Origin of the sequence: Vibrio sp. S457-15 (genome assembly GCF_000960545.1) — a bacterium.
Lineage (GTDB): Bacteria > Pseudomonadota > Gammaproteobacteria > Enterobacterales > Vibrionaceae > Vibrio > Vibrio parahaemolyticus.
In genome coordinates this window covers 29064-55800 of the sequence record NZ_JYOQ01000142.1, presented here as the reverse complement: position 1 = coordinate 55800, position 26737 = coordinate 29064, and the positions used below count along the sequence as shown (strand labels likewise).

Below are 26737 nucleotides of genomic sequence, written 5' to 3'. Positions count from 1 at the left end.
CCTGATGACGACCAGGCTCTCCATGGCGATTTATACGAGCTTATGGCGTAAAAGTAGCTACACCTAGCTCATCTTCGCGACGTGTTTTCGCCATCATTTGTGTTGGAGAAATCACACTACGAAGGTCCATGTCTTTTTCTGTACGTACTAGCTCACCACGTAGCGAGTTTGCAAATACGTCCGTAATCTTCACGTCAACGAACTGACCAATTAGGTCTGCGCTACCTTCAAAGTTTACTACACGGTTGTTTTCTGTACGAGCGCGCAGTTCCATTAGGTTTTTCTTAGAAGGGCCTTCAACCAGTACACGCTGCTCAGTACCAAGCATTAGGCGTGAGTAACGCATTGCTTGTGCATTGATGGTTTGTTGCAGCTCGTATAGACGCTCTTTTTTCACTTGCTCTGGAATATCACAAGGGTAATCTGCCGCTGGTGTACCTGGACGAGGTGAGAAGATAAAGCTGAAGCTCATGTCAAAGTCTACGTCTTTGATTAGCTTCATTGTGTCTTGGAAATCTTTGTCTGTTTCACCAGGGAAACCAACAATAAAGTCAGAACTGATTTGGATATCAGGACGCGCTTTACGTAGTTTACGGATGATTGACTTGTACTCGATAGCTGTGTGAGGACGCTTCATCATCGTTAGAATACGGTCACTACCACTTTGTACTGGCAAGTGCAGGAAGCTTACTAGCTCTGGTGTATCTTCATAAACAGCAATGATGTCGTCTGTAAACTCTAGCGGGTGGCTAGTCGTGAAACGAATACGGTCGATACCATCAATAGATGCAACGAGACGAAGCAGTTCAGCAAAAGAGCAGATCTCGCCGTCGTGCATAGGGCCACGGTATGCGTTTACGTTTTGACCTAGTAGGTTAACTTCACGTACACCTTGTTCCGCTAGCTGTGCAATCTCGAATAACACGTCATCCATTGGACGACTAACTTCTTCACCACGAGTGTATGGTACAACGCAGTAAGTACAGTATTTTGAACAGCCTTCCATGATAGAAACAAACGCCGTCGCACCTTCTGCACGTGGCTCAGGTAGGCGGTCGAACTTTTCAATCTCTGGGAACGAAATGTCCATTACCGGTGCATCGTCAGTTTGAGATTGTTTGATCATCTCAGGTAGGCGGTGCAGAGTTTGAGGACCAAAGATTACGTCAACGTATGGTGCACGCTCACGGATGTGGTCACCTTCTTGTGTTGCTACACAACCACCTACACCGATAACTACGCCAGGTTTTTTATCTTTTAGTGTTTTCCAACGGCCTAGCTGGTGGAAAACTTTCTCTTGCGCTTTTTCACGGATCGAACAGGTGTTAAGTAGAAGTACGTCTGCTTCCTCTGGCTCTTCCGTCAGCTCATAGCCGTTTGCAGCATTAAGCAGGTCGGCCATTTTTGATGAATCGTATTCGTTCATCTGGCAGCCCCAGGTTTTAATTAGCAGTTTCTTACTCATCTCACTTTCGCTCGTTCAGTTGTACTTAAATTGGAGAGCTATTGCTCAAATTATAGCCGCTATCACGGCGGTAAGCGGCGTATTGTACTGCTTTAAAAAGCACCTGACTAGTGATCTGACGAATTCTCTGCAAACCCTGATGAAATCTAGTTTTTTGCCTTATATACAGCAAGGTTTTTTGTTAAACAATTTTGTAAAAATAGCCTCGGAACGTACAATTGAAAAACGCCAAATAATCAGCATGATGAAGAGCAAAAAATGAACAAGTATGACATCGCCGTAATCGGTGGCGGCATGGTCGGGGCTGCTGTCGCGGTTGGATTTGCCAAGCAAGGTAGAAGCGTAGTGGTAGTTGAAGGAGCGGAGCCTAAAGCATTCGATGCTGCTCAAGCCCTGGACGTGCGAGTTTCTGCTATTTCACATCAATCGGTGAAATTACTTGAATCATTAGATGCTTGGTCGGCGATCGAAGCAATGCGCGTCTGTCCCTATCGTCGTCTGGAAACGTGGGAGCATCCTGAGTGTCGTACTCGTTTTCATTCTGATGAGCTTTCATTGGATCAACTTGGCTACATCGTTGAAAACCGCCTAATCCAACTTGGCCTTTGGCAAGCTTTCGCGCAATTCGACAACTTAACGGTGAAGTGCCCTGAGCGATTAAAAGACATCGATTTCAATGATGGAAACCGTATCACGCTAGAAAGCGGCGAACAGTTTGATGCGAACTGGATCATTGGCGCTGATGGTGCCAATTCTAAAGTACGTCAGCTAGCGGGTATTGGCGTGACTGCTTGGGATTACCGTCAACATTGTATGCTCATCAATGTTAAGACTGAGTTGCCACAACAAGACATTACTTGGCAACAGTTCACCCCTAGTGGGCCTCGCTCTTTCCTACCTTTGTGTTCATTGACAGAAGATGGACAAGAAGTCGGGCAAGGATCTTTAGTTTGGTATGATTCCCCAAAACGAATCAAACAGCTTTGCGCGATGACCAAACATCAATTAAGAGAAGAGATCGTGCGTCACTTTCCTAAAGAGCTTGGAGATATCGAAGTTCTGCAGTTTGGTTCTTTCCCTTTGACACGTCGACACGCGCAGTCCTATTCGCATAGAGGTTGTGTGCTAGTTGGTGATTCAGCGCATACAATCAATCCATTAGCGGGGCAGGGCGTGAATTTAGGCTTTAAAGACGTTGATGTATTGCTATCAGTGACACAAGGGCAAGATGAGTTAACGGATGCTCTATTAGCAAAATATGAGCGTACTCGTCGCCCGGATAATTTTCTAATGCAGACCGGTATGGATTTTTTCTATAAAGGCTTTAGCAATGATTTGGGGCCTTTGAAGTTTGCACGCAATGCAGCATTAAAGCTGGCTGAAAATTCAGGGCCGATCAAAGCACAAGTATTGAAGTACGCGTTAGGTATGTAGGCTAAGTATTACGTAGCAAACCAGATAGAAAAAAAGCGAGCCATGAGCTCGCTTTTTTAATTCGGTAAATCAAAGATCTACCGAGTCCAGAATCGGAAAAAAGAAAAAACCCAGCAAATTAATGCTGGGTTTTCAATGATGGTGCGGAAGGAGAGACTTGAACTCTCACACCTTGCGGCGCCAGAACCTAAATCTGGTGCGTCTACCAATTCCGCCACTTCCGCAACTTATCTTGTAGTCATCAAGGTAATTGGTAAAACCTCAACAACGTTTTGTAATGGCAGGGCTACCTGGATTCGAACCAGGGAATGGCGGCATCAAAAGCCGCTGCCTTACCGCTTGGCGATAGCCCTACAGGTCTTAGCCTTTCAACTAAGCGCTTTCCAAAACAAGGAAAGTATGGTGCGGAAAGAGAGACTTGAACTCTCACACCTTGCGGCGCCAGAACCTAAATCTGGTGCGTCTACCAATTCCGCCATTTCCGCATATTTGATATTGTAGATGATTATGAAGATGGTGCGGAAGGAGAGACTTGAACTCTCACACCTTACGGCGCCAGAACCTAAATCTGGTGCGTCTACCAATTCCGCCACTTCCGCATCTTAAATTCTACATGACCGATAGCTTAAGCTAACAATCTAATCAATGGTGGCTACGACGGGATTCGAACCTGTGACCCCATCATTATGAGTGATGTGCTCTAACCAGCTGAGCTACGTAGCCATCTCAAATTGTTTAAATCAAGAATGGTGCGGAAGGAGAGACTTGAACTCTCACACCTTGCGGCGCCAGAACCTAAATCTGGTGCGTCTACCAATTCCGCCACTTCCGCATCTTGATTTGTAGTTATTAAGGAAATTGGTGATCCTTAACAACATTGTATATGGCAGGGCTACCTGGATTCGAACCAGGGAATGGCGGCATCAAAAGCCGCTGCCTTACCGCTTGGCGATAGCCCTACAGGCAGTAGTTTTCACTACTTAAAATATGGTGCGGAAGGAGAGACTTGAACTCTCACACCTTGCGGCGCCAGAACCTAAATCTGGTGCGTCTACCAATTCCGCCACTTCCGCAACTTATTCTGTAGTTATAAAGGTAATTGGTAAAACCTAAATAACGTTATAAATGGTGGCTACGACGGGATTCGAACCTGTGACCCCATCATTATGAGTGATGTGCTCTAACCAGCTGAGCTACGTAGCCATCTCAAATTGTTTAAATCAAGAATGGTGCGGAAGGAGAGACTTGAACTCTCACACCTTGCGGCGCCAGAACCTAAATCTGGTGCGTCTACCAATTCCGCCACTTCCGCATCTTGATTTGTAGTTATTAAGGAGATTAGTGATCCTTAATAACATTGTATATGGCAGGGCTACCTGGATTCGAACCAGGGAATGGCGGCATCAAAAGCCGCTGCCTTACCGCTTGGCGATAGCCCTACAGGCAGTAGTTTTCACTACTTGAAATATGGTGCGGAAGGAGAGACTTGAACTCTCACACCTTGCGGCGCCAGAACCTAAATCTGGTGCGTCTACCAATTCCGCCACTTCCGCAACTTATCTTGTAGTCATCAAGGTAATTGGTAAAACCTCAACAACGTTTTGTAATGGCAGGGCTACCTGGATTCGAACCAGGGAATGGCGGCATCAAAAGCCGCTGCCTTACCGCTTGGCGATAGCCCTACAGGCAGTAGTTTTCACTACTTGAAATATGGTGCGGAAGGAGAGACTTGAACTCTCACACCTTACGGCGCCAGAACCTAAATCTGGTGCGTCTACCAATTCCGCCACTTCCGCATAGTTACTGAGTAAAACTCAATAACGTTAAATAATGGCAGGTCTACCTGGATTCGAACCAGGGAATGGCGGCATCAAAAGCCGCTGCCTTACCGCTTGGCGATAGACCTGCAGACAATAGTCATGAGACTATATCATCTCTATTTCTAGAGAAAGAATGGTGCGGAAAGAGAGACTTGAACTCTCACACCTTGCGGCGCCAGAACCTAAATCTGGTGCGTCTACCAATTCCGCCATTTCCGCAAATATTCTTTATATAGAGTTGAATCAAGATGGTGCGGAAGGAGAGACTTGAACTCTCACACCTTGCGGCGCCAGAACCTAAATCTGGTGCGTCTACCAATTCCGCCACTTCCGCGTCTTGAACTCTATAAACCATCAGTTAATTGGTAAAAACTAACAGTTATATTTCTTGTTTCTTTCATTAAGAAAGAATGGTGGCTACGACGGGATTCGAACCTGTGACCCCATCATTATGAGTGATGTGCTCTAACCAGCTGAGCTACGTAGCCATCTTTTGGAGCGAGACAATATAAACCTTCGCGCTCTCAGTGACAACCCTTTTATCAAGGAATCTCACTTTGAATAATGGCAGGTCTACCTGGATTCGAACCAGGGAATGGCGGCATCAAAAGCCGCTGCCTTACCGCTTGGCGATAGACCTGCAGACAGTAGTTTTTCAACTACTTAACTCTCTATTTCTAGAGAAAAATGGTGCGGAAGGAGAGACTTGAACTCTCACACCTTGCGGCGCCAGAACCTAAATCTGGTGCGTCTACCAATTCCGCCACTTCCGCATCTATTCCTAAGTGCTCTTAATTAAAGAACGTTTAGGAATGGTGGCTACGACGGGATTCGAACCTGTGACCCCATCATTATGAGTGATGTGCTCTAACCAGCTGAGCTACGTAGCCAAAACCATATTTTTTGCTCTCAACGCTTTGTTGCCTTGTCGTTGGGAACGGCGCGCATTATGCGAAGTTGAGTGAGATCCGTCAATAGTTTTTTTAAATAAATCCCCCAAAAAACATCGTTCGCTTTCTTTTTAAACAAAGAGGCGTGTTTATGATCTAAAACTGGAAATAAATTAGCTTGAAGCAAGGAACTTAACTTTGTGGCGTTTATTGCAGACATAAAAAAAGCCAGCATTACTGCTGGCTTTTTATGTAAATGAAGTGTTTGAATTTCATTCACTTAATTATACGTTGAAGCGGAAGTGTACAACGTCACCATCTTTTACGATGTAGTCTTTACCTTCTAGACGCCATTTACCTGCGTCTTTTGCTCCGTTTTCACCGTTGTATTGGATGAAGTCTTCGTAACCAACGACTTCTGCACGGATGAAGCCTTTTTCAAAGTCAGTGTGGATCTTCGCTGCTGCCTTTGGTGCTGTTGCGCCAACAGGAATTGTCCATGCACGAACTTCTTTTACGCCAGCTGTGAAGTACGTCTGTAGACTTAGCAGTTCGTAACCAGCACGAATTACGCGGTTTAGACCAGGTTCTTCGATGCCTAGATCCGCTAGAAACTCTTCGCGTTCGTCGTCTTCTAGTTCAGCCATTTCTGATTCGATCGCTGCACATACAGGAACAACCACGTTGTTTTCTTTTGCTGCGAACTCACGTACTGCGTCTAGGTACGGGTTGTCTTCAAAACCATCTTCATTTACGTTTGCAATGTACATGGTTGGTTTTAGCGTTAGGAAGTTTAGGTAACCTACTGCTGCTAATTCTTCTTTAGAAAGCTCAACGGTACGCGCTGAACCACCTTCTGTTAGTACAGGAAGCAGCTTTTCTAGAACTGTCAGCTCGAACTTCGCGTCTTTGTCGCCGCCTTTTGCTTTCTTCGCGTTACGCTGAATCGCGCGCTCACAAGAATCAAGGTCAGCCATAGCTAGTTCAAGGTTGATTACTTCAATATCTTCGATTGGAGATACTTTACCTGCAACGTGAACGATATTTTCGTTTTCGAAACAGCGTACAACGTGACCGATAGCGTCTGTTTCACGGATGTTCGCTAGGAATTTGTTACCTAGGCCTTCACCACGAGATGCGCCCGCAACCAAACCAGCGATGTCTACGAATTCCATTGTAGTAGGTAGAACTTTCTGTGGGTTAACGATCTTTGCTAGTGCGTCTAGACGTAGATCTGGCACAGGAACCACACCAGTGTTTGGTTCGATGGTACAGAACGGGAAGTTTGCTGCTTCAATACCCGCTTTAGTTAGTGCGTTAAACAGAGTTGATTTACCAACGTTAGGTAGACCAACGATGCCACATTTAAAACCCATGATAGTAACCTTATTCAGCTTTGAACGTGTGGAGGCGGTTTTGTGCTTTGGATAGGCCATCCTTAATCAGGATGTCTAGACAACGAACAGCTTCATCTGCTGCGGCATCTAGTAGCTCTTGCTCTTTCGCTGGAGCTTTACCTAATACAAAACCTGCCACTTTATCTTTGTGTCCCGGATGGCCAATGCCGATACGAAGACGATAAAAATCTTTGTTATTGCCCAGTTTGCTTATTGTGTCACGCAGTCCGTTGTGGCCCCCGTGGCCACCACCTTTTTTAAACTTAGCGACACCTGGCGGTAAGTCTAGCTCGTCGTGAGCAACCATGATCTCTTCTGGCTTAATTTGGTAAAACTTCGCCAAAGCAGCGATCGCTTTTCCAGAGAGGTTCATGAAAGTGGTAGGGATAAGCAAACGGAGATCCTGGCCGTTGACCATGATGCGTCCGGTTAGGCCAAAGAACTTTGGTTCGTTCTTCAGGGTAACGTTATGGACGCGTGCTAATTCTTCTACAACCCAAGCGCCCGCATTATGGCGAGTTTTGGCATATTCTGGTCCCGGATTAGCAAGACCAACAAGAAGTTTGATTGGTTGAGTCAAGGTTAGGATCTCTCTGGAATCTCAAAAAGCGCAGTATAATAGCACAGAATTCTCACAGTGGGCGACCAAGGGATTTTCTGCCTATCGATACAAATAAAAAAACACCCCATAGAGGGGTGCTTTTGAAATCAGTCTAACTGAAATGTTCGGATTAGTTGAACATTGCAGAGATTGACTCTTCGTTGCTGATGCGACGGATTGCTTCAGCTAGCATACGAGATAGGCTTAGTGTGGTTACTTTGCCTGTCGCCGCCATCTCTTTAGAAAGAGAGATAGAGTCAGTTACGATAACTTGGTCAAGAACAGAGTTCTTAATGTTGTCTGCAGCGTTACCAGAGAATACAGCGTGAGTTGCGTAAGCGAATACACGCTTAGCACCGCGCTCTTTTAGCGCTTCAGCTGCTTTACATAGAGTGCCACCTGTATCGATCATGTCATCAACGATCACACAGTCGCGACCTTCAACATCACCGATTAGGTTCATCACTTCAGAAACGTTTGCACGTGGACGACGCTTATCAACGATAGCAATATCGATGTCGCCTAGCGCTTTTGCCGTTGCACGAGCTCGAACCACACCACCTAGGTCAGGAGAAACCACTACTGGGTTATCTAGACCGCGAGATTGCATGTCTTCGAGTAGTACAGGAGTACCGAAGATGTTATCTACAGGAACATCGAAGAAGCCTTGGATTTGCTCTGCGTGTAGGTCGATAGTAAGAACGCGGTCAACACCAACGTTAGATAGGAAATCAGCAACAACTTTTGCAGTAATTGGCACACGAGCAGAACGTACACGACGATCTTGACGGGCGTAACCAAAGTAAGGGATAACTGCAGTGATACGGCCTGCTGAAGCACGGCGCATTGCATCAATCATAACAACCAATTCCATTAGGTTGTCGTTAGTCGGTGCACAAGTGGATTGAATGATGAAAACATCGCTACCACGAACATTCTCATTGATTTGAACTGCAACTTCGCCATCAGAAAAGCGAGAAACAGATGCATCACCAAGAGAGATGTAAAGACGATCAGCAATACGTTGGGCTAGTTCAGGTGTTGCGTTACCAGCAAATAGCTTCATATCAGGCACGGTGGAAACCTCGGGTTTGCGTCCAGTTTTAAATAGGTCGGTGTGAGGCTGATTGGTATTCAGCCAAAGTCTCTTTTAGTGGCGAAATATTGCGCCCTTGAGCGACAAATGCCGAGACTTTATCAGAGAGTTGTGCAAGGATAGTTTCTGCTTCCGATTTGCTCGAAAATTCAGCAAAAACGCAAGATCCTGTCCCCGTCAATCTTGACGGCGCGTATTGTAGCAGCCATGAAAGTTGCTTATCAACCTCTGGGTAGAGCATTCGTACAATTTTTTCGCAATCGTTTACGCTCGGCGCGTTCAAAAGTGTTTCTAGATCTCGTTTTGGTGTGTTTCGTGTCAGATCTGGATGACGGAATATATCCGCTGTCGCAATAGAAACATTTGGTCTCACGACGAGATACCACTTTTCTTCCGGGTTGGCTGGAGAAAGCTTCTCACCCACACCTTCAGCAAAAGCGGAAAAACCGCGCACAAAAACAGGCACGTCAGCGCCCAGTTTTAGGCCAATTTCGGCTAATTCATCATCAGTTAAATTGAGCTGCCACAAGTAGTTGAGTGCCACAAGTGTCGTAGCGGCATTTGAAGAGCCGCCGCCAATTCCACCACCCATTGGTAAAACTTTGTGCAGTTCGATATGTGCACCAAAAGAGCAGTGAGTGTAATTTTGCAGCGCAGTTGCAGCTTTCCAAATTAAATTGTCTTGAAGAGGCACACCTTCTATCTCTGGAGAAATCGTAACATCACCAGAATGGTTTGCTTGAATGGTGAGCTCATCTCCATGATCGACGAATTGGAATAAGGTTTGTAACTCGTGATAGCCGTTTTCTGTGCGGCCATTGATGTATAGAAAGAGATTCAATTTCGCCGGAGACGGCCAGCGGGTTGAAGTTTCGATCATTGGGTGATGTTCCATTTTGTGATCACTAGATTGATTTTTACGTCTGATGTCGTCAGCTTTAGTTTATTCGGTAATGGAAGCGTCTGTTCGTGCCATTCTACGTCGCCATAACGTTCGTAAGCGATTTTCCAGTCGTTAAGACCTATCTGTTTGTCTAAGGTTTGCAGTGTGTTGGCTGGAGAAAGCTGGAATGTATCTGCATCGGTAGGTAAACCGAGTAACCAGTCGGGCATGTGGTCAACTGGCATCATCAAGCCTGTGAGGCGATAAATCAGTTGATTAGCGTTGCGTGCGGAAAGGACTTGGTCATCATACGTTTCAACCGTTGCCCCTTGTGGGGTAATCGTCAGTTTTAATGCGGTTTGTCCCAAGACAGTGGTTAATCGAAGTTGGCTTAAAGCGGTGGAGTGCTTCCAAAAAAAGTTCAGACTTTGTCTTTGGTCGGGGCCGATGTAGCCTAATTTCCCGGTCGCTTGAAAATCATGGATGGTTTCAAGACGTTGTTCATGAGCTTGCCATTCGACGCTGGTGACGCTTTCAGGAACGGAACTACACCCAGCGAGAATAAGGCTCGACAAGAGAAAGATGAGAAAGGAACGTAAGGTCATGTTTGATGGCTTATTAATCAGTTTCATCGGGAATCGCTCACAACTATAGCATTGAAAAGACGGACTTAGGAAAACAAATCCGGCTTACCCTTTCAATAAATGCGTGCTTACAGTAAAATTCTGAACCTATTTTATAACCGATCTCAGAGATACCACGTTAGATGTCCTTGCTTGCTATTGGAATTAATCACAATACAGCGTCTGTTGACTTGCGAGAGAAAGTGGCGTTCGGGCCTGATAAGCTCGGCCCTGCACTTGAGCAACTCAGAGAGCACGAAGCGGTTAACGGCAGTGTGATTGTTTCAACCTGTAACCGTACTGAGTTGTACTGCGACGTTAAGCAAGGAGCGCGAAACAAGCTGATCGATTGGCTCGCTCAATTTCACCAAGTGAGCCGTGAAGACCTGATGCCAAGTTTGTATGTACACGAAGAACAAGCGGCAATTAAACACTTGATGCGCGTCTCGTGTGGCCTTGATTCACTGGTACTTGGTGAGCCGCAGATCTTAGGTCAAGTGAAACAGGCATTTTCTGATTCACGTGATCATCAAGCTGTAGACTCGTCGATTGATAAGCTGTTCCAAAAAACGTTTTCTGTTGCAAAACGAGTTCGTACGGAAACTGATATCGGTGGCAATGCTGTGTCGGTGGCTTACGCCGCATGTACATTAGCAAAACACATTTTCGAATCGTTATCTGACTCGACAGTCTTACTCGTCGGGGCAGGTGAAACCATCGAACTGGTCGCGAAGCACTTAGCGTCGAACGGCTGCACAAAAATGATAGTCGCAAACCGCACCAAAGAGCGTGCTCAAGGGTTAGCTGAGCAGTTTGGTGCAGAAGTAATCAGCCTGAACGAAATCCCAGACCACCTCGCAAGAGCGGACATCGTGATTAGCTCAACAGCGAGTCCGTTGCCTATTATTGGTAAAGGCATGGTCGAAACAGCGCTGAAACAACGTCGTCATCAACCTATTCTGTTAGTCGATATTGCTGTACCACGTGATGTGGAAGCGCAAGTTGGCGAATTGAACGATGCTTATCTGTATTCGGTGGACGACTTGCAGTCGATCATCGATAGCAATATTGAGCAACGTAAAGTTGAAGCGATTCAGGCCGAAGCCATTGTTAGTGAAGAAAGTGCGTCGTTTATGACGTGGCTACGCTCACTGCAAGCGGTTGATAGTATTCGCGATTATCGCAATTCGGCGAACGAAATACGTGAAGAGTTACTGAGTAAAAGCCTGCAATCATTGGCAGCTGGCGCAGATCCGGAGAAAGTACTGCGCGAACTTAGTAATAAACTCACCAACAAACTGATTCACGCCCCAACACGCGCACTACAAAGTGCGGCGGAACAAGGCGAACCAGCAAAATTAACGATTATCCGCCAAACGCTTGGCTTAGATGATCTGTAACTCACGCTTTTTATTAAGAAAACGACACTATGAAAGCCTCTATTCTGACTAAGCTAGAAACGCTAGTAGAACGTTACGAAGAAGTTCAACATCTTCTTGGTGATCCTGATGTAATTGGAGATCAGGACAAATTCCGTGCTCTATCAAAAGAGTACTCTCAGCTAGAAGAAGTAACTAAGTGCTTCCAAGCTTACCAACAAGCTCAAGACGATCTTGCTGCCGCTGAAGAGATGGCAAAAGAAGACGACGAAGAAATGCGTGAAATGGCTCAAGAAGAGATCAAAGACGCGAAAGAAGCGATTGAACGTCTTGCTGATGAGTTGCAAATTCTTCTTCTTCCAAAAGATCCAAATGATGATCGTAACTGTTTCCTTGAAATCCGCGCTGGTGCTGGCGGTGATGAAGCAGGTATCTTCGCTGGCGACCTATTCCGTATGTACAGCAAATACGCAGAAAAGCGTGGCTGGCGCATTGAAGTGATGTCTTCAAACGAAGCGGAGCACGGTGGTTACAAAGAGATGATCGCGAAAGTGAGCGGCGACGGTGCATACGGCGTGCTGAAGTTTGAATCTGGCGGTCACCGTGTACAACGTGTACCAGCGACAGAATCTCAAGGTCGTGTGCATACTTCTGCGTGTACAGTAGCGGTCATGGCGGAAATCCCAGAGGCGGATCTGCCAGAAATCAAAGCGGCAGACCTAAAAATCGATACGTTCCGTGCATCTGGCGCGGGTGGTCAGCACGTTAACACCACGGATTCTGCAATTCGTATTACCCACTTACCAACGGGTACAGTGGTAGAGTGTCAAGACGAGCGTTCACAGCATAAGAACAAAGCGAAAGCGATGGCAGTACTGGCTGCTCGTATCGTTCAAGCGGAACAAGAGCGTCGTGCAGCAGAAGTGTCTGACACGCGTCGTAACCTACTAGGTTCTGGTGACCGCAGTGACCGTATCCGTACTTACAACTACCCGCAAGGCCGTGTTTCTGACCACCGAATCAACCTAACCATCTACCGTTTGAACGAAGTGATGGAAGGCGACCTACAAAGCTTGATTGACCCAGTGGTTCAAGAACACCAAGCAGACCAACTAGCGGCGCTAGCTGAGAACGCTTAATCGATGAGCCAAGTTCAATCCATTGAGCAAGCACTGAAAAGTGCGACGGCAAAACTGACAGAAGGCGGCAAAGAGTCGCCTTCTCTCGATGCAGCTGTCCTTCTTTGCCATGTTCTTGGCAAACCGCGAACCTATTTGCTAACGTGGCCAGAAAAAGCATTAGAACCAGAGCAACAAGCGCAGTTTGATGCTTTACTCGCAAGGCGCTTAGCAGGCGAACCCGTTGCTTACATTATTGGTGAGCGCGAGTTTTGGTCTCTACCTCTCAAAGTTTCTCCTACTACCTTGATCCCAAGACCAGACACCGAGCGTTTGGTGGAAGTTGCTTTGGATAAAACCTATGGGCAGACCGGATCGATTCTAGATTTAGGCACAGGGACAGGAGCAATTGCGTTGGCATTAGCGTCTGAGCTACCGAATCGTCAGGTAATGGGAGTTGACCTCAAACAAGAGGCCAAAGAGCTTGCTGAGTACAATGCCGCGCAGCTAAACATCAAAAATGTGACGTTTGACCAAGGTAGCTGGTTCGAGCCTATTGCAGAGGGAACAAAGTTTGCTTTAATTGTTTCCAATCCGCCGTATATTGACGAGAAAGATCCGCATTTATCCCAAGGTGACGTTCGTTTTGAGCCAAAATCCGCGCTGGTCGCTGATGAAAATGGCTTAGCGGATATTCGCCATATCTCCGATTTGGCTCGTCAGTATCTTGAAGAGGGCGGTTGGCTTGCCTTCGAGCACGGTTACGACCAAGGCGAGGCGGTTCGTGAGATCATGAGTGGCTTTGGCTATCAGCAAGTTGTCACCGAAAAAGATTATGGTGGGAATGATCGAGTGACCCTCGGTTGCTACCAGCCTTCATAAGAACGAGCAAGTCAGTAGTAATTTATTAAAAGAGAAGAAAAATGTACGTAGCTCTAAAACATATTCACCTTGTCACCATCGCACTGAGTGCCACATTGTTGTCGATTCGATTCGCGTTAATGATGATGAACTCTCCAAAGCGCAACCATCGTTTTCTGAAAGTTTTTCCACACATTGTTGATACCGCGCTGTTGTTGTCAGGTGTTGCTTTGATCTTTGTTACTGGCTTCATTCCATTTACAGACTCAGCACCTTGGCTAACCAACAAGATCACGTGTGTGTTGGCGTACATTGCTCTGGGCTTCTTCGCTCTGAAATTAGCTAAAAATAAATTGCTGCAAATTTTCGGTTTCTTTGGCGCACTCGGTTGGTTGGTCATGGCGGCTAACATCGCCGTGTCTAAGAGTCCAACTTTATTTGGGTAATCGTCATGCTTGAGTTTTTTGACGAAGATTTTGACAACATGGCGCTGGTGGAAGGAGCGTTAGAGCTCAATAAATCCGTTAATCCAGAAACCAACGTCCATTGGGCTAAGCAAGAGCTAGAGCGTCTGTACCAAGAAGCAGAAGCAACGCTTATCCATGAAACAGATGAAGAGCAGCGTTTCGACTCTTTCCTACGTCTGTTTTTCCATGAGTGGGGCTTCAAAGGTGACGACCAAGAGTACTTTATCTCTGACAACAGCTTTATCGATAAAGTACTAGAGCGTAAAAAAGGTATTCCGGTCAGCTTAGGTGCAATTTTATTGTACTTAGGCAATCGCCTTGGCTTCCCTATGAAAGGTGTGACATTCCCAACTCAGTTCCTAATTAAAGTGGATTGGATGCACAAAACACCAGACTACATTAACCCGTTCAACGGGGAGTATGTTGGTGAGAAAATCCTTCAAGCTTGGTTAATCGGTCAAGAAGGACCGTTAGCGCAACTTAAACCAGAACATTTTGACGAAGCGGATAATCCGACAGTGATTGGTCGCTGGTTGGCGTTGATTAAAAGCGCGATGCTGAGAGAAGAGCGTTACACACTGGCGCTGCGCTGTACTAATCTGGCGTTGACCTTTGTGCCAGATGACCCATACGAGATTCGTGATCGCGGTTTTATCTTCCAACAGCTTGAGTGTCATCAGGTCGCGGTATCTGACTTTCAGTACTTTATTGACCAATGTCCCGACGATCCTGCGTCTGAGCTACTAAAATCACAAGTTAATGCGATGAGTGAAAAACACGTCACGCTTCACTAATTTTATCGGAGTGCCCAAGCGTGGCATACCGTGGACAGAAAAAAGAGAATCATAATGGAACAGAAAATCGTTAATATCGGCGACATCCAGGTTGCTAACGACAAGCCATTCACCCTATTTGCAGGCATGAACGTTCTTGAGTCTCGTGATCTTGCTATGCAGATCTGTGAGCATTACGTAAAAGTAACAGACAAACTGGGCATTCCTTACGTATTCAAGGCGTCGTTCGACAAAGCAAACCGCAGTTCTGTTCATTCATACCGTGGCCCAGGCCTTGAAGAAGGTATGAAAATCTTCCAAGAGCTAAAAGACACTTTTGGCGTTAAGATCATCACTGACGTTCACACAGAAGCACAAGCTCAACCTGTCGCTGACGTGGTAGACGTTATTCAGCTTCCTGCATTTCTAGCTCGTCAAACTGACCTAGTTGAAGCAATGGCGAAAACAGGCGCAGTGATCAACGTGAAGAAACCTCAATTTATGAGCCCTGGTCAAGTGGGTAACATCGTTGAGAAATTCGCGGAATGTGGTAACGACAAGATCATCCTATGTGAGCGCGGTTCTTGCCACGGTTACGATAACCTAGTTGTAGACATGCTTGGCTTTGGTGTAATGAAGAACGCGTCGAAAGGTAGCCCAATCATCTTTGACGTAACGCACTCACTACAAATGCGTGACCCATCAGGCGCAGCATCTGGCGGCCGTCGTGAGCAGACAGTTGAGCTTGCAAAAGCGGGTCTAGCGACAGGCATTGCGGGTCTATTTATCGAAGCGCACCCGAACCCAGATCAAGCACGTTGTGATGGCCCATCTGCACTGCCTCTAGACAAACTAGAGCCATTCTTGGCGCAAATGAAGTCACTAGATGACTTGATTAAGAGCTTTGAAAACATCGATATCAAGTAGCGATTCATTACTGATCATGATGAAAAATAAAATAGCCAACCTAGAGTTGGCTATTTTTTTATCTGATAAACCGTAAATTCTCAAACTTGTTACTGATGAATTTGTTATTGCTAAACAATACATCATAATTATGAAATCAATGTGTTAGGGTGCGCGAGGTTTTCAAATAGCTCTAATGTTTGAAAATGTGCATCAGTAATCCCAATAAGAAAAAGGAAAAAAAATGAATCAGCGTCTGATTATCAAAACCGCTTTGAGTGCTGCTATTTTGGCCTCGCTGGCTGGATGTGCTTCGCAACCTGCTCATGAATGGAATGCAGATACCACTTATAAATTGACTGTCTTACACACCAACGATCACCACGGTCGTTTTTGGCAGAATAAACATGGTGAGTACGGCATGGCTGCGCGCAAGACGTTGATCGATGATCTGCGTGATGAAATTCAAGCAGAAGGAGGCAGCGTGCTGTTGCTGTCTGGTGGTGATATTAATACCGGCGTTCCTGAATCTGATTTACAAGACGCTGAACCAGATTTCAAAGGCATGAGTAAGATTGGTTACGACGCGATGGCGTTAGGTAATCACGAATTTGATAATCCGCTAGACGTGCTATTCAAACAGCAAGATTGGGCTAACTTCCCAATGCTGTCAGCTAACATCTACGACAAAAAAACGGGCAAGCGTTTATTCCAACCTTACGCGATGTTCAATAAGCAAGGCATTAAAATTGCGGTTATTGGTCTGACAACAGAAGATACCGCGAAGTTGGGAAATCCTGAGTTTATCGGTCAAGTGGACTTCCGCGACCCGAAAGCGGAAGCGAAAGAGCTGATTGCAGAACTGAAAAAAACAGAAAATCCGGATCTGATTTTCGCTGTCACGCACATGGGTCACTACGAAAATGGCAACCGTGGCATCAATGCGCCGGGTGATGTAGCTTTGGCGCGTTACCTCAATGAAGGCGATTTGGACATGATTGTGGGTGGTCACTCACAAGAGCCCGTTTGTATGGAAGGTCCTAACGTTATCAAAAAGAACTTTAAACCGGGTGATGAGTGTCAGCCAGACCAACAAAACGGTACTTACATTGTTCAGGCGCATGAGTGGGGTAAATATGTTGGCCGTGCCGATTACGAATTCCGTAACGGCGAACTATCAATGGTGAGCTACGATCTTATTCCGGTAAACTTGAAGAAAAAAATCAATGTGGATGGTCAATCACAACGTGTGTTTGTTCAAGATGAAATTACTCAAGACAAAGCGATGTTGGACTTCCTTCGTCCTTTCCAAGAAAAAGGCCAAAGCCAGCTGAATGTGAAAATTGCGGAATCAAACGGTAAGCTAGAGGGTGACCGTGATGTCGTGCGATTCCAACAGACGAATCTAGGTCGTTTAATTGCAACGGCTCATATGGAACGTGCAAAAGCTGATTTCGCAGTGATGAACTCAGGTGGTGTGCGTGATTCTATTGAAGCTGGTGACATCACATACAAAGATGTGCTGACCGTGCAGCCATTTGGCAACATGGTTTCTTACGTCGATATGTCTGGTCAAGAAGTCTTGGATTACCTAAATATTGTTGCAACCAAGCCAGTTGATTCAGGTGCTTACGCGCAGTTTGCGGGTATCTCTATGCGTATTGAAAATGACAAAGTCACCAATGTATTTATCGGTAACAAGCAACTGCGTTTAGATGGTCGTTACCGCTTCACAGTACCAAGTTACAACGCTTCTGGTGGCGATGGTTACCCTAAAATTGATACGCACCCTGGCTACGTCAACACAGGTTTTACCGATGCAGAAGTCTTGAAAGACTATCTAGAAAGCCATAGCCCAATTGACGTTAACGAATACGCACCTTCTGGTGAGGTGATGTACCAAACAAACAATGTGGTCAATCAATAGAGTTTGATTGCGAAAAAGCGTTTGACTCAAACTCGCTGATATCATTAACTAAAAGCGCAGCTCCCATTGATGGGGGCTGCGTTTTTTATTTTTATAAGGAGAATCTTGATGACTCCGGCCATTAATCTTGCGAAAAAGAAAAAAGTTCCTCACACCATTCACCATTATGAACATGACCCGAGAGCAGACAGCTATGGGTTAGAAGCGGCTGAAGTGTTGGGGCAAGATCCTAAAAAAGTATTCAAAACCCTGTTGTTTTGCCTTAATGGCGAGCCCAAAAACTTGGCAGTAGCCATCATTCCTGTGGATCAAAAACTGAATCTAAAATTGGCAGCCAAAGCAGCAAAGGGTAAAAAAGCCGACATGGCAGACCCAGACATCGCTCAAAAGACAACGGGCTATGTAGTTGGGGGCATTAGTCCACTTGGACAAAAGAAAGCGTTGCCAACCTTTCTACATGAAAGTGCAAAAGAACAAGAGACGATTTGTGTGAGCGCGGGTAAACGAGGCTTAGAAATTGAGCTTGCTCCGCAAGATCTTGTTGCTTTGACCAGAGGGCAGTTTGCCCCATTATGCTTGTAAGCCAGTTTGGGTTGAATGACCAACAAAGAAAAAGGACGCGAAAGCGTCCTTTATTGTTATTTTTTGAGGCTTAATGTGCCACTAGTGCGTTTTGTCGGTTTACTTGTCGTATTCGGATTGACGTAATGCTGCTTCGGTTTGCTCGGTGTTTGAGGCTTGTTTTGCGGTCTGCCATGCTCACCTTGTGGCTTCGCGCGTTCACCTTGAGGTTTCGCTTTGTAATGCTCTTTCGCAGGGCGTGAGTTTTCATCATCACGTTGACGGCGCTTTTGCTGGCCTTTTTTAGAGTTAGGCGCATGACGGAACTCGTCAGCGTTATTACCACGGAAGGTGCGCGTTTTTTGATTGCGACGAGCAGTCGAACCTTGGTTCTCTTCACGGCTATCAAACAGTTTCGCATCAGTCGCTTTACGAATATTACGACCTCGAGAATCTGTCTTTGACGCTTCCTCGGTACCAACCGAGCCATCGCACATTGCTAAAATTTCTGCGACTTCGTCATCGGTTAGGTAACGCCATTTACCATTTGGAATACCATCTAGAGAGATGTTCATGATGCGTACGCGGCGAAGTTTAAATACTTCGTAGCCGAGTGCTTCACACATACGGCGGATCTGACGGTTTAGGCCTTGCGTCAAAATAATACGGAAAGAGAACTTGGTTTCTTTCGTAACTTTACAAGGGAGCGTTACGGTATCGAGGATTCGAACACCGCTCGACATCTGTTTTAGGAATTCGTCCGTAATTGGCTTGTCGACACGCACCACGTATTCTTTTTCGTGGTTGTTACCAGCGCGCAGAATCTTATTTACGATGTCGCCATCGTTAGTCAAGAAAATCAAACCATCCGAAGGTTTGTCGAGTCGACCAATTGGGAAAATACGCTTTTTGTGACCGATGAAATCGACGATATTGCCGGGGATATCACGCTCAGTCGTACAGGTGATGCCTGTTGGCTTGTTGAGGGCGATATAAATCGGCTTTTCTTTTGAAGCGACAGGCTTGCCATCAACACAAACGTCGTCACCAGGTAGTACTTTGGTGCCCATTTCTGGCTGTTTGCCGTTAATGGTCACTCGACCTTCTTCGATCAGTTTATCGGCAGCACGACGCGAGCAAAAGCCCGTTTCGCTGATGAATTTATTTAAGCGTTTCGCGTTGTCTTGTGACATATCGGTCTCCTAACGTTTCACAACGGCGGTGAATTTGATGACCCTTCCCGCGAGTGGGAAGGGGAAATAAGGTCGGGCATTCTAGCACCGAGGAGAAACTTAACCTAACCGTTTTTGATGACGTTCGCGGTTTTCTAGTTTCTTGTCTGCGCTTTTTCTTAGCAATACATAAACAGCACCACTGCCACCGTGAAAGCGTTGTGCACTGTGCACGCATTGCACTTCTTTTATTTGTTGTAACCAACTGCTGACGAAGCTTTTCATTAATGCTGGTGGATTCGAACGTTCGCCACGGCCGTGCACAATCACAACAGTACGAATATCCATTGAGATACATTGCTTTAAGAACTTCACTACTTCATCACGCGCTTCTTTCAGCGTTTTACGATGCAAGTCTAAACGGGCTTGGATAGGGTACTTGCCAAGGCGAAGTTTGCGAAATACACCATCTTGAACACCATCTCGTTTGAACTCGACGAAGTCATCGGGTTTGAGCATTTCTGCATGATCGAGAGAAAGGTATTCTGGGTCATCTTCGGTGAGCCAAATCGCTGCTTCGCGTTTGGCAATATGTGCATCAGTCACTTGGTGGACTTTTTTGTGTTCAGCAGTGTCTTGGTTGATTGGCTTAACATCGCCCATCATCTGTTGAAACAGTTCAAAATCGTCATCGTGAGACATAGTGGCAATCTCATAAGAACAGGATAGGTAGATAGGATTATATCAACGAGATGTGGCAGAAGATCAAATAAAAAACCGGAGCAGGCAAGTAACCGGCTCCGGTGCAAAGCGTTTCTAGAGCTAAGCGAGATCTAGTGAGGAGATTTGTCGTTCATGATCTTATAGATGAAGAAACCGCCGTAAAACAGCATCAGACCAAATGCCCCAAAGATTACTATCATTGACGATAGACCCACTGCATTACCAAATAGGAGATCAAGCCAAAAGTCCATATGTTTCCTCCAAGATATTCCCGACAGGCATAAAACTAAATGGCGGTGTTTTTTTGCACACTGATCTGGATCAATTATGTTGCTAAGGTTAATAAACTGTGTTTTATTGTGGGTTATCAATCACATTTTACGTGCTAGTGTTCAGTTATTCATCAAACGAATTAAGACATTACGTTTTTTTGCAAAAAGCACTTGCGTCTCCGATCAGAATCCGTAATATACGCATCGTTGACGGGGACAAGACCCCAGTTAAACATCTCGGTGAATAGCGCAGCTTGGTAGCGCATCTGGTTTGGGACCAGAGGGTCGGGGGTTCGAATCCCTCTTCACCGACCACTTTCAAAGAAGCCGCAGCAGAAATGCTGCGGCTTTTTGCATTCTATGCATTTGCATTCGAACATCGGGTCGGGGTCTGGGAGCCCAGCCGCGTCGAATCTCTCTTCACCGACCATTTTTAGAAAGCCTGCTCAATGAGCAGGCTTTCGTCGTTCTAGCGCTAGAAATTTGAGACGTCAATGATATAGAGCTAAATAGGGCTTGCCTGAAGTTAGAATATGGCTCTTCATCGACCATATTAAGAAAAAGGCTCTACAGAAATGTAGAGCCTTTTTCGCATGTGTAATGATGGTTTTGGCTGGGTTTTAAATATTGCACTTTGCTTTGCGTGTTTTACCAAGCGGGGTAATTTCAAATCCCCGTTGTGCGAGCAAATCGATAAGGTTGTCTTTCCCCACCAGATGCAGACTTCCAACCACAACGGTGTAACGACCTGACTTTTTAGGCAGTACACTGCCAGTATCGAGTTTTTTCGCCCAATCACGGTTGCGAGAATATAAGAACGCTTCGTTAAAATCTTCCGTCGCTTTGTCTGTTAAAGATGCCTCTTCTAGCATACTGCCATCACCACTTTTCCAGCTTTCTATCAAACACTGTACAAGTTTGTCACCACCTTCGTATTCGTCTATCGAGGACAGCAGCATTTCTTGCCCACCATTTGGCTGACCAGCAATAAGATCGATTTGAAACTGCACCGATTCTAACGAGAGGACAGGGAGGTGCTTTTTCTCAGCTAAACCAATTAGATGCATGTCTACACCTTCGTCTGATACGTAGCCAAGCTTATTGACTAGCGCGAGTTGGATGGTCAGAGCTGCGGTCCAAGGTGGCGCATTGAGAAGTTGCGCTTCCGCCATGCCTAGATCTTTGGCGATGTTCACTAACAGTTGGCGTTGAGTTTTGTCGAGTACGTCTTTAGAGAGAATCGAACTCTCTGGGTACACCACACCTTCAGAACTTCTTACATCGGCCTCAATAATTAAGCCTGAGCTTTGTTCCAAAAACTTAGTGATGTTTTTCGGAAGTGGATACATGCTTTTATCACCGACATGTACGGAGCCGATAATCATGTATTCCGTGTCGCCTTTTTTAGCTCGCCAGTGTTGAGGCTCAGCGTAGGACGAAAAAGAGGTAAAGATAACAATAAGAGATGACATCAGTGTCATTAGGCGAAACATAGTTTTTATCCTCGGCTGAATCTTATGGTGAGACTCTGATTTCAGCATCTACAACTCACAGGGGATATTACTTTATACCCAAATAAAGCTTAGACACCAGAGCTCACTTTAAAACTATTTTTTGCAACGATTGGATAGACCAACCAATCGACAAAAACGTCATTTCAAACAATATTGACGAGTTTTGACACGATAAAAATGAGATTGACTTCACGAAAGCTAAATTGGTGAGTTTGTTATTAATGGTTCACAAAATAATCAGATGTGATCCGAATCCTACAAAGTCATACCAAATCAATCGGAATCGGTGATTTAGATCGCAACAAACTCGTCAAAATAAGTTGTTCGATTTTGACGTTGGTTGTAAGTGCATGAAATAAATGTGTTTATATTTTTTCTTGGTGAGTGGAGTTTGAGCTGGATCACTTCTTACTTTTATTTATTTTACGCTTAGAAATAACTGCTTGTATGTTGAATGACATTGTTGAGCACCACAGATTTGGGTGCTTTTAAATTGCGTAATTGTCGTTTTGAACCACTGACTTTTTGGGGAAAGTAAGATGTTGAAACCTAGTTTGATTGCTGCTTCTGTTATTGCAACACTAGCAGGTTGTTCTGCTCTGCAAAGCTCTGAGCAACAAGTTGTAAATTCACTGGCTGATAACCTTGATATCCAGTATCAAGTGCTCACTAACCATGGTGCTAATGAAGGTCTTGCATGTCAGGATTTGGGCGCTGAGTGGGCATCTTGTAACAAGGTCAACATGACGCTAGTAAACCAAGGCGAAGCAGTTAACTCAAAAGATTGGGCGATCTACTTTCACAGCATTCGTTTGATCCTAGATGTCGACAATGAACAGTTTAAAATCTCTCGCGTAACGGGTGATCTACACAAACTTGAACCAACTGATAAGTTTGATGGTTTTGCCGCGGGTGAAGAGGTGGTTCTTCCTCTGATCGGTGAATACTGGCAGCTTTTTGAAACAGACTTTATGCCGGGTGCATTTGTTGCAGCGCCAAACGCTGAACCTAAAATGATCGCTTCTCTCAATACTGAAGATGTGGCTTCTTTTGTCACTGGTCTTGAAGGTAATAACCTAAAACGTACACCAGATGACAACAACATCTTTGCCAGTGCGGTATCGCGTTTCGAGAAGAACGACGACTTAGTGAAACAAGACGTCTCCACGACGTTGTTACCAACGCCAATGCACGTTGAGGCGGGCAAAGGCAAAGTCGATATTACAGAAGGTATTGCGCTGCCTAAAGACGTATTTGATGCAGCTCAGTTCGCAGTGATTCAAGATCGTGCAGAAGTGGTAGGTGTGGATGTTCGTGGTGATCTTCCTGTAAGCATCACTGTTGTTCCTGCAGACTTCACCGGTGAATTAGCAAAATCGGGTGCTTACGAAATGAGCATCAACGGCGACGGTATCGCGATTAAAGCATTTGATAAAGCAGGTGCTTTCTACGCGGTACAATCTATCTTTGGCCTGGTAGATAGCCAAAATGCTGATTCTCTACCACAACTGTCCATCCAAGACGCACCACGTTTTGACTACCGTGGCGTGATGGTGGATGTGGCTCGTAACTTCCACTCTAAAGATGCCATCCTTGCAACGCTAGACCAAATGGCGGCGTACAAGATGAACAAACTGCACCTTCACCTAACGGATGATGAGGGTTGGCGTCTTGAAATTCCGGGTCTGCCAGAGCTGACTGAAGTAGGTTCTAACCGCTGTTTTGACCTTGAAGAAAAAAGTTGTTTGTTGCCACAACTAGGTTCTGGCTCAACTTCTGACAACTTCGGTTCAGGTTACTTCAGCAAAGCAGATTACGTGGAAATCCTAAAGTATGCGAAAGCACGTAACATCGAAGTGATTCCTGAAATCGATATGCCAGCGCACGCTCGTGCAGCAGTAGTATCGATGGAAGCGCGTTACGACCGCCTCATGGAAGAAGGTAAAGAAGAAGAAGCAAACGAATACCGCCTGATGGATCCTCAAGATACATCGAACGTAACGACGGTTCAGTTCTACAACAAGCAAAGCTTCATCAACCCATGTATGGAATCTTCAACTCGCTTTGTTGATAAAGTGATTTCAGAAGTGGCAGCAATGCACACGGAAGCAGGCGCGCCGCTAACAACATGGCACTTTGGTGGTGATGAAGCGAAGAACATTAAGTTAGGTGCGGGTTTCCAAGACGTTAACGCGCAAGACAAAGTTAGCTGGAAGGGCACGATTGATCTGTCGAAACAAGACAAGCCATTCGCGCAGTCTCCACAATGTCAGACGCTAATCGCAGACGGTACAGTAAGCGACTTTGGTCACCTTCCAAGTCATTTTGCAGAACAAGTGTCGAAGATCGTAGCAGAGAAGGGCATTCCAAGCTTCCAAGCATGGCAAGATGGCTTGAAGTACAGCGAAGGTGAGAAGGCATTTGCAACCGAAAACACACGCGTTAACTTCTGGGACGTTCTGTACTGGGGCGGTACTTCATCAGTGTACGAGTGGTCTAAGAAAGGTTATGACGTGATCGTTTCTAACCCAGATTACGTGTACATGGACATGCCATACGAAGTAGACCCGAAAGAGCGTGGTTACTACTGGGCAACACGTGCAACAGATACTCGTAAGATGTTCGGTTTTGCACCAGAGAACATGCCTCAGAACGCGGAAACCTCAGTTGACCGCGATGGCAATGGCTTTACTGGTAAAGGTGAAATCGCAGCGAAACCTTTCTACGGTCTATCTGCACAGCTTTGGTCTGAAACCGTGCGTAACGACGAGCAGTTCGAGTACATGGTATTCCCTCGCGTACTTGCTGCGGCAGAGCGTGCATGGCACCGTGCTGAGTGGGAAAACGACTACAAAGTGGGTGTTGAATACTCGCAAAACTCTAACCTAGTTGATAAAGCATCGCTAAACCAAGACTACAACCGCTTTGCAAACGTGCTTGGTCAACGTGAACTGGCTAAGTTAGAGAAATCTGGTATCGACTACCGCCTGCCTGTACCAGGTGCGAAAGTAGAAGATGGTAAGCTAGCAATGAACGTTCAGTTTCCTGGCGTGAAGCTTCAATACTCTCTAGACGGCAAAAACTGGCTGAATTACGCAGACAATGCTCGTCCAAATGTGAAAGGTGAAGTGTTCATCCGATCTGTATCGGCAACAGGTGAGAAAACAAGTCGTGTGACTAGCGTAAAATAACACGATTCTTGTAAGTTAATTTTTGGCAAAGCCTCAACGCATGTTGAGGCTTTCTTTATTTTTAAAGGAAATTAAGTGTGATCGAAGTCTTAATATTTTGCATTGATAAATAAGTTTTGGTGTTAAAGATAGAAATTAAATGTGAAGTGAGTCTGGTTATTTCGCCATTTATTAAATCGTTAGTTGTTGATGATCACATTTTATTTTTTTGACGAATTTTTATAAATCAACGCAAGTGTCTGTAATTAACAGTGTTTTTGTTATGGTTATAGAGTCGGGTTTGAACGAGATCACTTTTTAAACGGATTTATTTTCCATTGCGAATTAATTATTTCAGTATGGCCACCGCCACGGAGGCACATTCCAAGGCTTGAGATGATCGGGAAAAGAAGCCCATGGAACCATCGCATAACGTGAATAATTAAAGGCAGTAATTATGAAAAACATCTTTGCACTGAGTGCTCTTTCACTCGCTTTCGCTTCTAGCGCTTTTGCTGGTTCTTCTTACGTAACGGGTAACGTTCAATTCCACGATGATGGTCGAATTCATGGCTCTGACGTGACGTCTACCCTTGAAGCTGGTCATACTTTTGATAACCAATTTGGTGGCTTTACGGTTTACACTGAGTTTGATGGTATTCAGCTGGGTAAGTTGGAAACTGAAAATGGCGGTGCAGGCAATACGACTCCTGCAATTACCGTGGGTGGTGAGCAGTCATTCAACATTACCGATCATCTATGGGTTGCGGCGGGTTACCAACACCTGTTTTCTGCCGGTGAGAACGTGCAATATCGTCCACTGGTTAAGATCGGCTACAACTTCGATAACGGCATCTCATTAAGTAACCGTACTCGTGCTCACATCGACGCGACAGACGCAGATGCGGATACAGATTACCGCATGGATAACCGCATCGGTTACGTGATGAATGAAGATGTGACGCTGAGCTACAACAACGTTTACATGATTGAAGCAGAAACTATGGATCACGAGTTCCGTGCGACATGGACGCGTAAAGGTGTTCAGCCTTACTTTGAATTACGCTCTCAAGCTCATGGCGCAGAAAACGCGAGTGGCGACAGCCTAGTGAATAACGCTTTTGTATTTGGTGCTTCTTACGGCTTCTAATTTTATATTTGTCTTAACTGTCCATTAAGAAAAAGCCCAGCAATTGGTTTGCTGGGCTTTCTTATTACTTGTCGTTACCTTCGTGGCGGCGGTATTCGAACACTTGGCCTTTTTCGTTAAAGGCGTAGACCGTGTAGCTGTCTTTTTTGTCGCCATATTCCATACCCGGAGAGCCCATCGGCATACCTGGTACAGTTAAACCTTTCGCGTTACGTGGTGGATTTTCTAAGAACGCTTTAATGTCTTCGGCTGGAATGTGACCTTCGAACACATAGCCGTTGATCTCTGCCGTGTGGCAAGAGTAAAGCTTTTCGTTCTTGATGCCTAGATCGCGTTTGATGGCGTTCATGTCATCGTGCAATTTTTCTTCGACCGTAAAGCCGTTCTCTTCCATGTGTTTTGTCCATTCTCCACAACAGCCACAGTATGGCGATTTGTGGTTAATGACATCGGCTGCCAATACGTTGGCGGACACGGTCGCAAGCATTGCAAAGGTCAATAGTTTCAACTTCATAATACCCTCAAAAAGAAGTGG

Annotated in this window: 23 protein-coding genes and 22 tRNA genes; 12 read left to right on the top strand and 33 right to left on the bottom strand. The window is 45.5% G+C overall.

From position 1 onward, the window contains the following. Window positions 1-40 precede the first annotated feature (40 nt). Window positions 41-1465, bottom strand: a complete 1425-nt coding sequence (gene miaB, locus UF05_RS15750) for a tRNA (N6-isopentenyl adenosine(37)-C2)-methylthiotransferase MiaB (RefSeq protein ID WP_005496209.1) — start codon at window positions 1463-1465, stop codon at window positions 41-43. Between the two features lie 258 nt (window positions 1466-1723). Between miaB and UF05_RS15745 the strand changes: the two genes are divergently transcribed. Then, window positions 1724-2899, top strand: a complete 1176-nt coding sequence (locus UF05_RS15745) for a 2-octaprenyl-3-methyl-6-methoxy-1,4-benzoquinol hydroxylase (protein WP_045545474.1) — start codon at window positions 1724-1726, stop codon at window positions 2897-2899. Window positions 2900-3038: 139 nt separating this feature from the next. On the opposite strand, the gene UF05_RS15740 is transcribed toward UF05_RS15745, so the two are convergent. The 27 genes from UF05_RS15740 to lolB all read right to left on the bottom strand — a co-directional run bounded on the left by UF05_RS15740 (window position 3039) and on the right by lolB (window position 10218). Continuing rightward, window positions 3039-3123: transfer RNA gene (locus tag UF05_RS15740), tRNA-Leu, on the bottom strand. Between the two features lie 54 nt (window positions 3124-3177). Beyond that, a tRNA-Gln gene (locus UF05_RS15735) sits at window positions 3178-3252 on the bottom strand. 47 nt (window positions 3253-3299) lie between these two features. Beyond that, window positions 3300-3384 (bottom strand) — tRNA-Leu (locus UF05_RS15730). 29 nt (window positions 3385-3413) lie between these two features. Further along, window positions 3414-3498, bottom strand: a tRNA-Leu gene (locus UF05_RS15725). A 47-nt stretch (window positions 3499-3545) separates the two neighbouring features. After that, a tRNA-Met gene (locus UF05_RS15720) sits at window positions 3546-3622 on the bottom strand. 24 nt (window positions 3623-3646) lie between these two features. Then, a tRNA-Leu gene (locus tag UF05_RS15715) sits at window positions 3647-3731 on the bottom strand. A 52-nt stretch (window positions 3732-3783) separates the two neighbouring features. Beyond that, window positions 3784-3858: transfer RNA gene (locus tag UF05_RS15710), tRNA-Gln, on the bottom strand. 29 nt (window positions 3859-3887) lie between these two features. Continuing rightward, window positions 3888-3972 (bottom strand) — tRNA-Leu (locus UF05_RS15705). A gap of 53 nt (window positions 3973-4025) precedes the next feature. Continuing rightward, a tRNA-Met gene (locus tag UF05_RS15700) sits at window positions 4026-4102 on the bottom strand. Window positions 4103-4126: 24 nt separating this feature from the next. Beyond that, window positions 4127-4211, bottom strand: a tRNA-Leu gene (locus UF05_RS15695). A 52-nt stretch (window positions 4212-4263) separates the two neighbouring features. Then, window positions 4264-4338, bottom strand: a tRNA-Gln gene (locus tag UF05_RS15690). Window positions 4339-4367: 29 nt separating this feature from the next. Then, window positions 4368-4452, bottom strand: a tRNA-Leu gene (locus UF05_RS15685). A gap of 54 nt (window positions 4453-4506) precedes the next feature. Continuing rightward, window positions 4507-4581, bottom strand: a tRNA-Gln gene (locus tag UF05_RS15680). 29 nt (window positions 4582-4610) lie between these two features. Then, a tRNA-Leu gene (locus UF05_RS15675) sits at window positions 4611-4695 on the bottom strand. 35 nt (window positions 4696-4730) lie between these two features. Beyond that, window positions 4731-4805, bottom strand: a tRNA-Gln gene (locus tag UF05_RS15670). A 48-nt stretch (window positions 4806-4853) separates the two neighbouring features. Beyond that, a tRNA-Leu gene (locus tag UF05_RS15665) sits at window positions 4854-4938 on the bottom strand. A gap of 30 nt (window positions 4939-4968) precedes the next feature. Further along, window positions 4969-5053: transfer RNA gene (locus UF05_RS15660), tRNA-Leu, on the bottom strand. A gap of 77 nt (window positions 5054-5130) precedes the next feature. Further along, window positions 5131-5207: transfer RNA gene (locus UF05_RS15655), tRNA-Met, on the bottom strand. Window positions 5208-5284: 77 nt separating this feature from the next. Beyond that, a tRNA-Gln gene (locus tag UF05_RS15650) sits at window positions 5285-5359 on the bottom strand. Window positions 5360-5407: 48 nt separating this feature from the next. Beyond that, window positions 5408-5492, bottom strand: a tRNA-Leu gene (locus UF05_RS15645). Window positions 5493-5532: 40 nt separating this feature from the next. Further along, window positions 5533-5609: transfer RNA gene (locus tag UF05_RS15640), tRNA-Met, on the bottom strand. A gap of 19 nt (window positions 5610-5628) precedes the next feature. Further along, complete coding sequence (locus UF05_RS15635; RefSeq protein ID WP_011105709.1) at window positions 5629-5889, bottom strand: hypothetical protein; 261 nt, start codon at window positions 5887-5889, stop codon at window positions 5629-5631. Window positions 5890-5893: 4 nt separating this feature from the next. Next, window positions 5894-6985 carry a redox-regulated ATPase YchF gene (gene ychF / locus UF05_RS15630; RefSeq protein ID WP_005496175.1) on the bottom strand — a complete coding sequence of 364 codons (1092 nt, stop codon included), beginning with the start codon at window positions 6983-6985 and terminating at the stop codon, window positions 5894-5896. Between the two features lie 10 nt (window positions 6986-6995). Continuing rightward, a complete protein-coding gene (gene pth / locus UF05_RS15625) occupies window positions 6996-7586 on the bottom strand; it encodes an aminoacyl-tRNA hydrolase (RefSeq protein ID WP_005496173.1) in 591 nt (196 codons plus the stop codon). Between the two features lie 151 nt (window positions 7587-7737). Continuing rightward, window positions 7738-8682 (bottom strand): ribose-phosphate pyrophosphokinase, encoded by a 945-nt coding sequence (locus UF05_RS15620; protein WP_005496171.1) that lies wholly within the window; start codon window positions 8680-8682, stop codon window positions 7738-7740. A gap of 28 nt (window positions 8683-8710) precedes the next feature. Next, a complete protein-coding gene (ispE, locus tag UF05_RS15615) occupies window positions 8711-9583 on the bottom strand; it encodes a 4-(cytidine 5'-diphospho)-2-C-methyl-D-erythritol kinase (protein WP_015296354.1) in 873 nt (290 codons plus the stop codon). Next, on the bottom strand, window positions 9580-10218 hold the full coding sequence (gene lolB / locus UF05_RS15610; protein WP_015296355.1) for a lipoprotein insertase outer membrane protein LolB: 639 nt from the start codon (window positions 10216-10218) through the stop codon (window positions 9580-9582). The genes ispE and lolB overlap by 4 nt, the downstream gene beginning before the upstream one ends. 134 nt (window positions 10219-10352) lie before the next feature. Between lolB and hemA the strand changes: the two genes are divergently transcribed. The 8 genes from hemA to ybaK all read left to right on the top strand — a co-directional run bounded on the left by hemA (window position 10353) and on the right by ybaK (window position 18222). Continuing rightward, window positions 10353-11609 carry a glutamyl-tRNA reductase gene (hemA, locus tag UF05_RS15605; RefSeq protein ID WP_025793415.1) on the top strand — a complete coding sequence of 419 codons (1257 nt, stop codon included), beginning with the start codon at window positions 10353-10355 and terminating at the stop codon, window positions 11607-11609. A gap of 29 nt (window positions 11610-11638) precedes the next feature. Further along, window positions 11639-12727, top strand: a complete 1089-nt coding sequence (gene prfA / locus UF05_RS15600) for a peptide chain release factor 1 (protein WP_005456867.1) — start codon at window positions 11639-11641, stop codon at window positions 12725-12727. Window positions 12728-12730: 3 nt separating this feature from the next. Next, window positions 12731-13588, top strand: coding sequence for a peptide chain release factor N(5)-glutamine methyltransferase (prmC, locus tag UF05_RS15595; RefSeq protein ID WP_020904133.1), 858 nt, complete (start codon window positions 12731-12733; stop codon window positions 13586-13588). Window positions 13589-13629: 41 nt separating this feature from the next. Then, window positions 13630-14013, top strand: a complete 384-nt coding sequence (locus UF05_RS15590; RefSeq protein ID WP_005468486.1) for a SirB2 family protein — start codon at window positions 13630-13632, stop codon at window positions 14011-14013. Between the two features lie 5 nt (window positions 14014-14018). Continuing rightward, window positions 14019-14828 (top strand): SirB1 family protein, encoded by an 810-nt coding sequence (locus UF05_RS15585; RefSeq protein ID WP_005481357.1) that lies wholly within the window; start codon window positions 14019-14021, stop codon window positions 14826-14828. A gap of 54 nt (window positions 14829-14882) precedes the next feature. Beyond that, window positions 14883-15734 carry a 3-deoxy-8-phosphooctulonate synthase gene (gene kdsA / locus UF05_RS15580; protein WP_005457350.1) on the top strand — a complete coding sequence of 284 codons (852 nt, stop codon included), beginning with the start codon at window positions 14883-14885 and terminating at the stop codon, window positions 15732-15734. Window positions 15735-15957: 223 nt separating this feature from the next. Continuing rightward, entirely contained in the window at window positions 15958-17640 is a 1683-nt protein-coding gene (ushA, locus tag UF05_RS15575) for a bifunctional UDP-sugar hydrolase/5'-nucleotidase UshA (protein ID WP_005457348.1), read from the top strand. Window positions 17641-17748: 108 nt separating this feature from the next. Continuing rightward, window positions 17749-18222 carry a Cys-tRNA(Pro) deacylase gene (gene ybaK, locus UF05_RS15570; protein WP_031816702.1) on the top strand — a complete coding sequence of 158 codons (474 nt, stop codon included), beginning with the start codon at window positions 17749-17751 and terminating at the stop codon, window positions 18220-18222. A 56-nt stretch (window positions 18223-18278) separates the two neighbouring features. On the opposite strand, the gene rluF is transcribed toward ybaK, so the two are convergent. From rluF to UF05_RS24855, 3 genes are all read right to left on the bottom strand, one after another. Beyond that, a complete protein-coding gene (gene rluF, locus UF05_RS15565; protein WP_045544946.1) occupies window positions 18279-19394 on the bottom strand; it encodes a 23S rRNA pseudouridine(2604) synthase RluF in 1116 nt (371 codons plus the stop codon). Window positions 19395-19493: 99 nt separating this feature from the next. Further along, complete coding sequence (gene smrA, locus UF05_RS15560; RefSeq protein WP_005481355.1) at window positions 19494-20075, bottom strand: DNA endonuclease SmrA; 582 nt, start codon at window positions 20073-20075, stop codon at window positions 19494-19496. 131 nt (window positions 20076-20206) lie between these two features. Further along, window positions 20207-20347: a DUF3149 domain-containing protein gene (locus UF05_RS24855; RefSeq protein WP_005489851.1), complete on the bottom strand. Its 141-nt coding sequence runs from the start codon at window positions 20345-20347 to the stop codon at window positions 20207-20209. A 259-nt stretch (window positions 20348-20606) separates the two neighbouring features. Between UF05_RS24855 and UF05_RS15550 the strand changes: the two genes are divergently transcribed. Continuing rightward, window positions 20607-20683: transfer RNA gene (locus UF05_RS15550), tRNA-Pro, on the top strand. 305 nt (window positions 20684-20988) lie between these two features. Here UF05_RS15550 and UF05_RS15545 read toward each other — a convergent pair. Continuing rightward, window positions 20989-21861, bottom strand: a complete 873-nt coding sequence (locus UF05_RS15545; RefSeq protein WP_025526296.1) for a TraB/GumN family protein — start codon at window positions 21859-21861, stop codon at window positions 20989-20991. Window positions 21862-22421: 560 nt separating this feature from the next. Between UF05_RS15545 and UF05_RS15540 the strand changes: the two genes are divergently transcribed. Beyond that, window positions 22422-25073 (top strand): beta-N-acetylhexosaminidase, encoded by a 2652-nt coding sequence (locus UF05_RS15540; RefSeq protein WP_045544945.1) that lies wholly within the window; start codon window positions 22422-22424, stop codon window positions 25071-25073. A 436-nt stretch (window positions 25074-25509) separates the two neighbouring features. Continuing rightward, entirely contained in the window at window positions 25510-26202 is a 693-nt protein-coding gene (locus UF05_RS15535) for an oligogalacturonate-specific porin KdgM family protein (protein WP_005453980.1), read from the top strand. A gap of 64 nt (window positions 26203-26266) precedes the next feature. On the opposite strand, the gene UF05_RS15530 is transcribed toward UF05_RS15535, so the two are convergent. Next, entirely contained in the window at window positions 26267-26716 is a 450-nt protein-coding gene (locus UF05_RS15530; protein ID WP_025632338.1) for a DUF411 domain-containing protein, read from the bottom strand. Window positions 26717-26737: the final 21 nt, after the last annotated feature.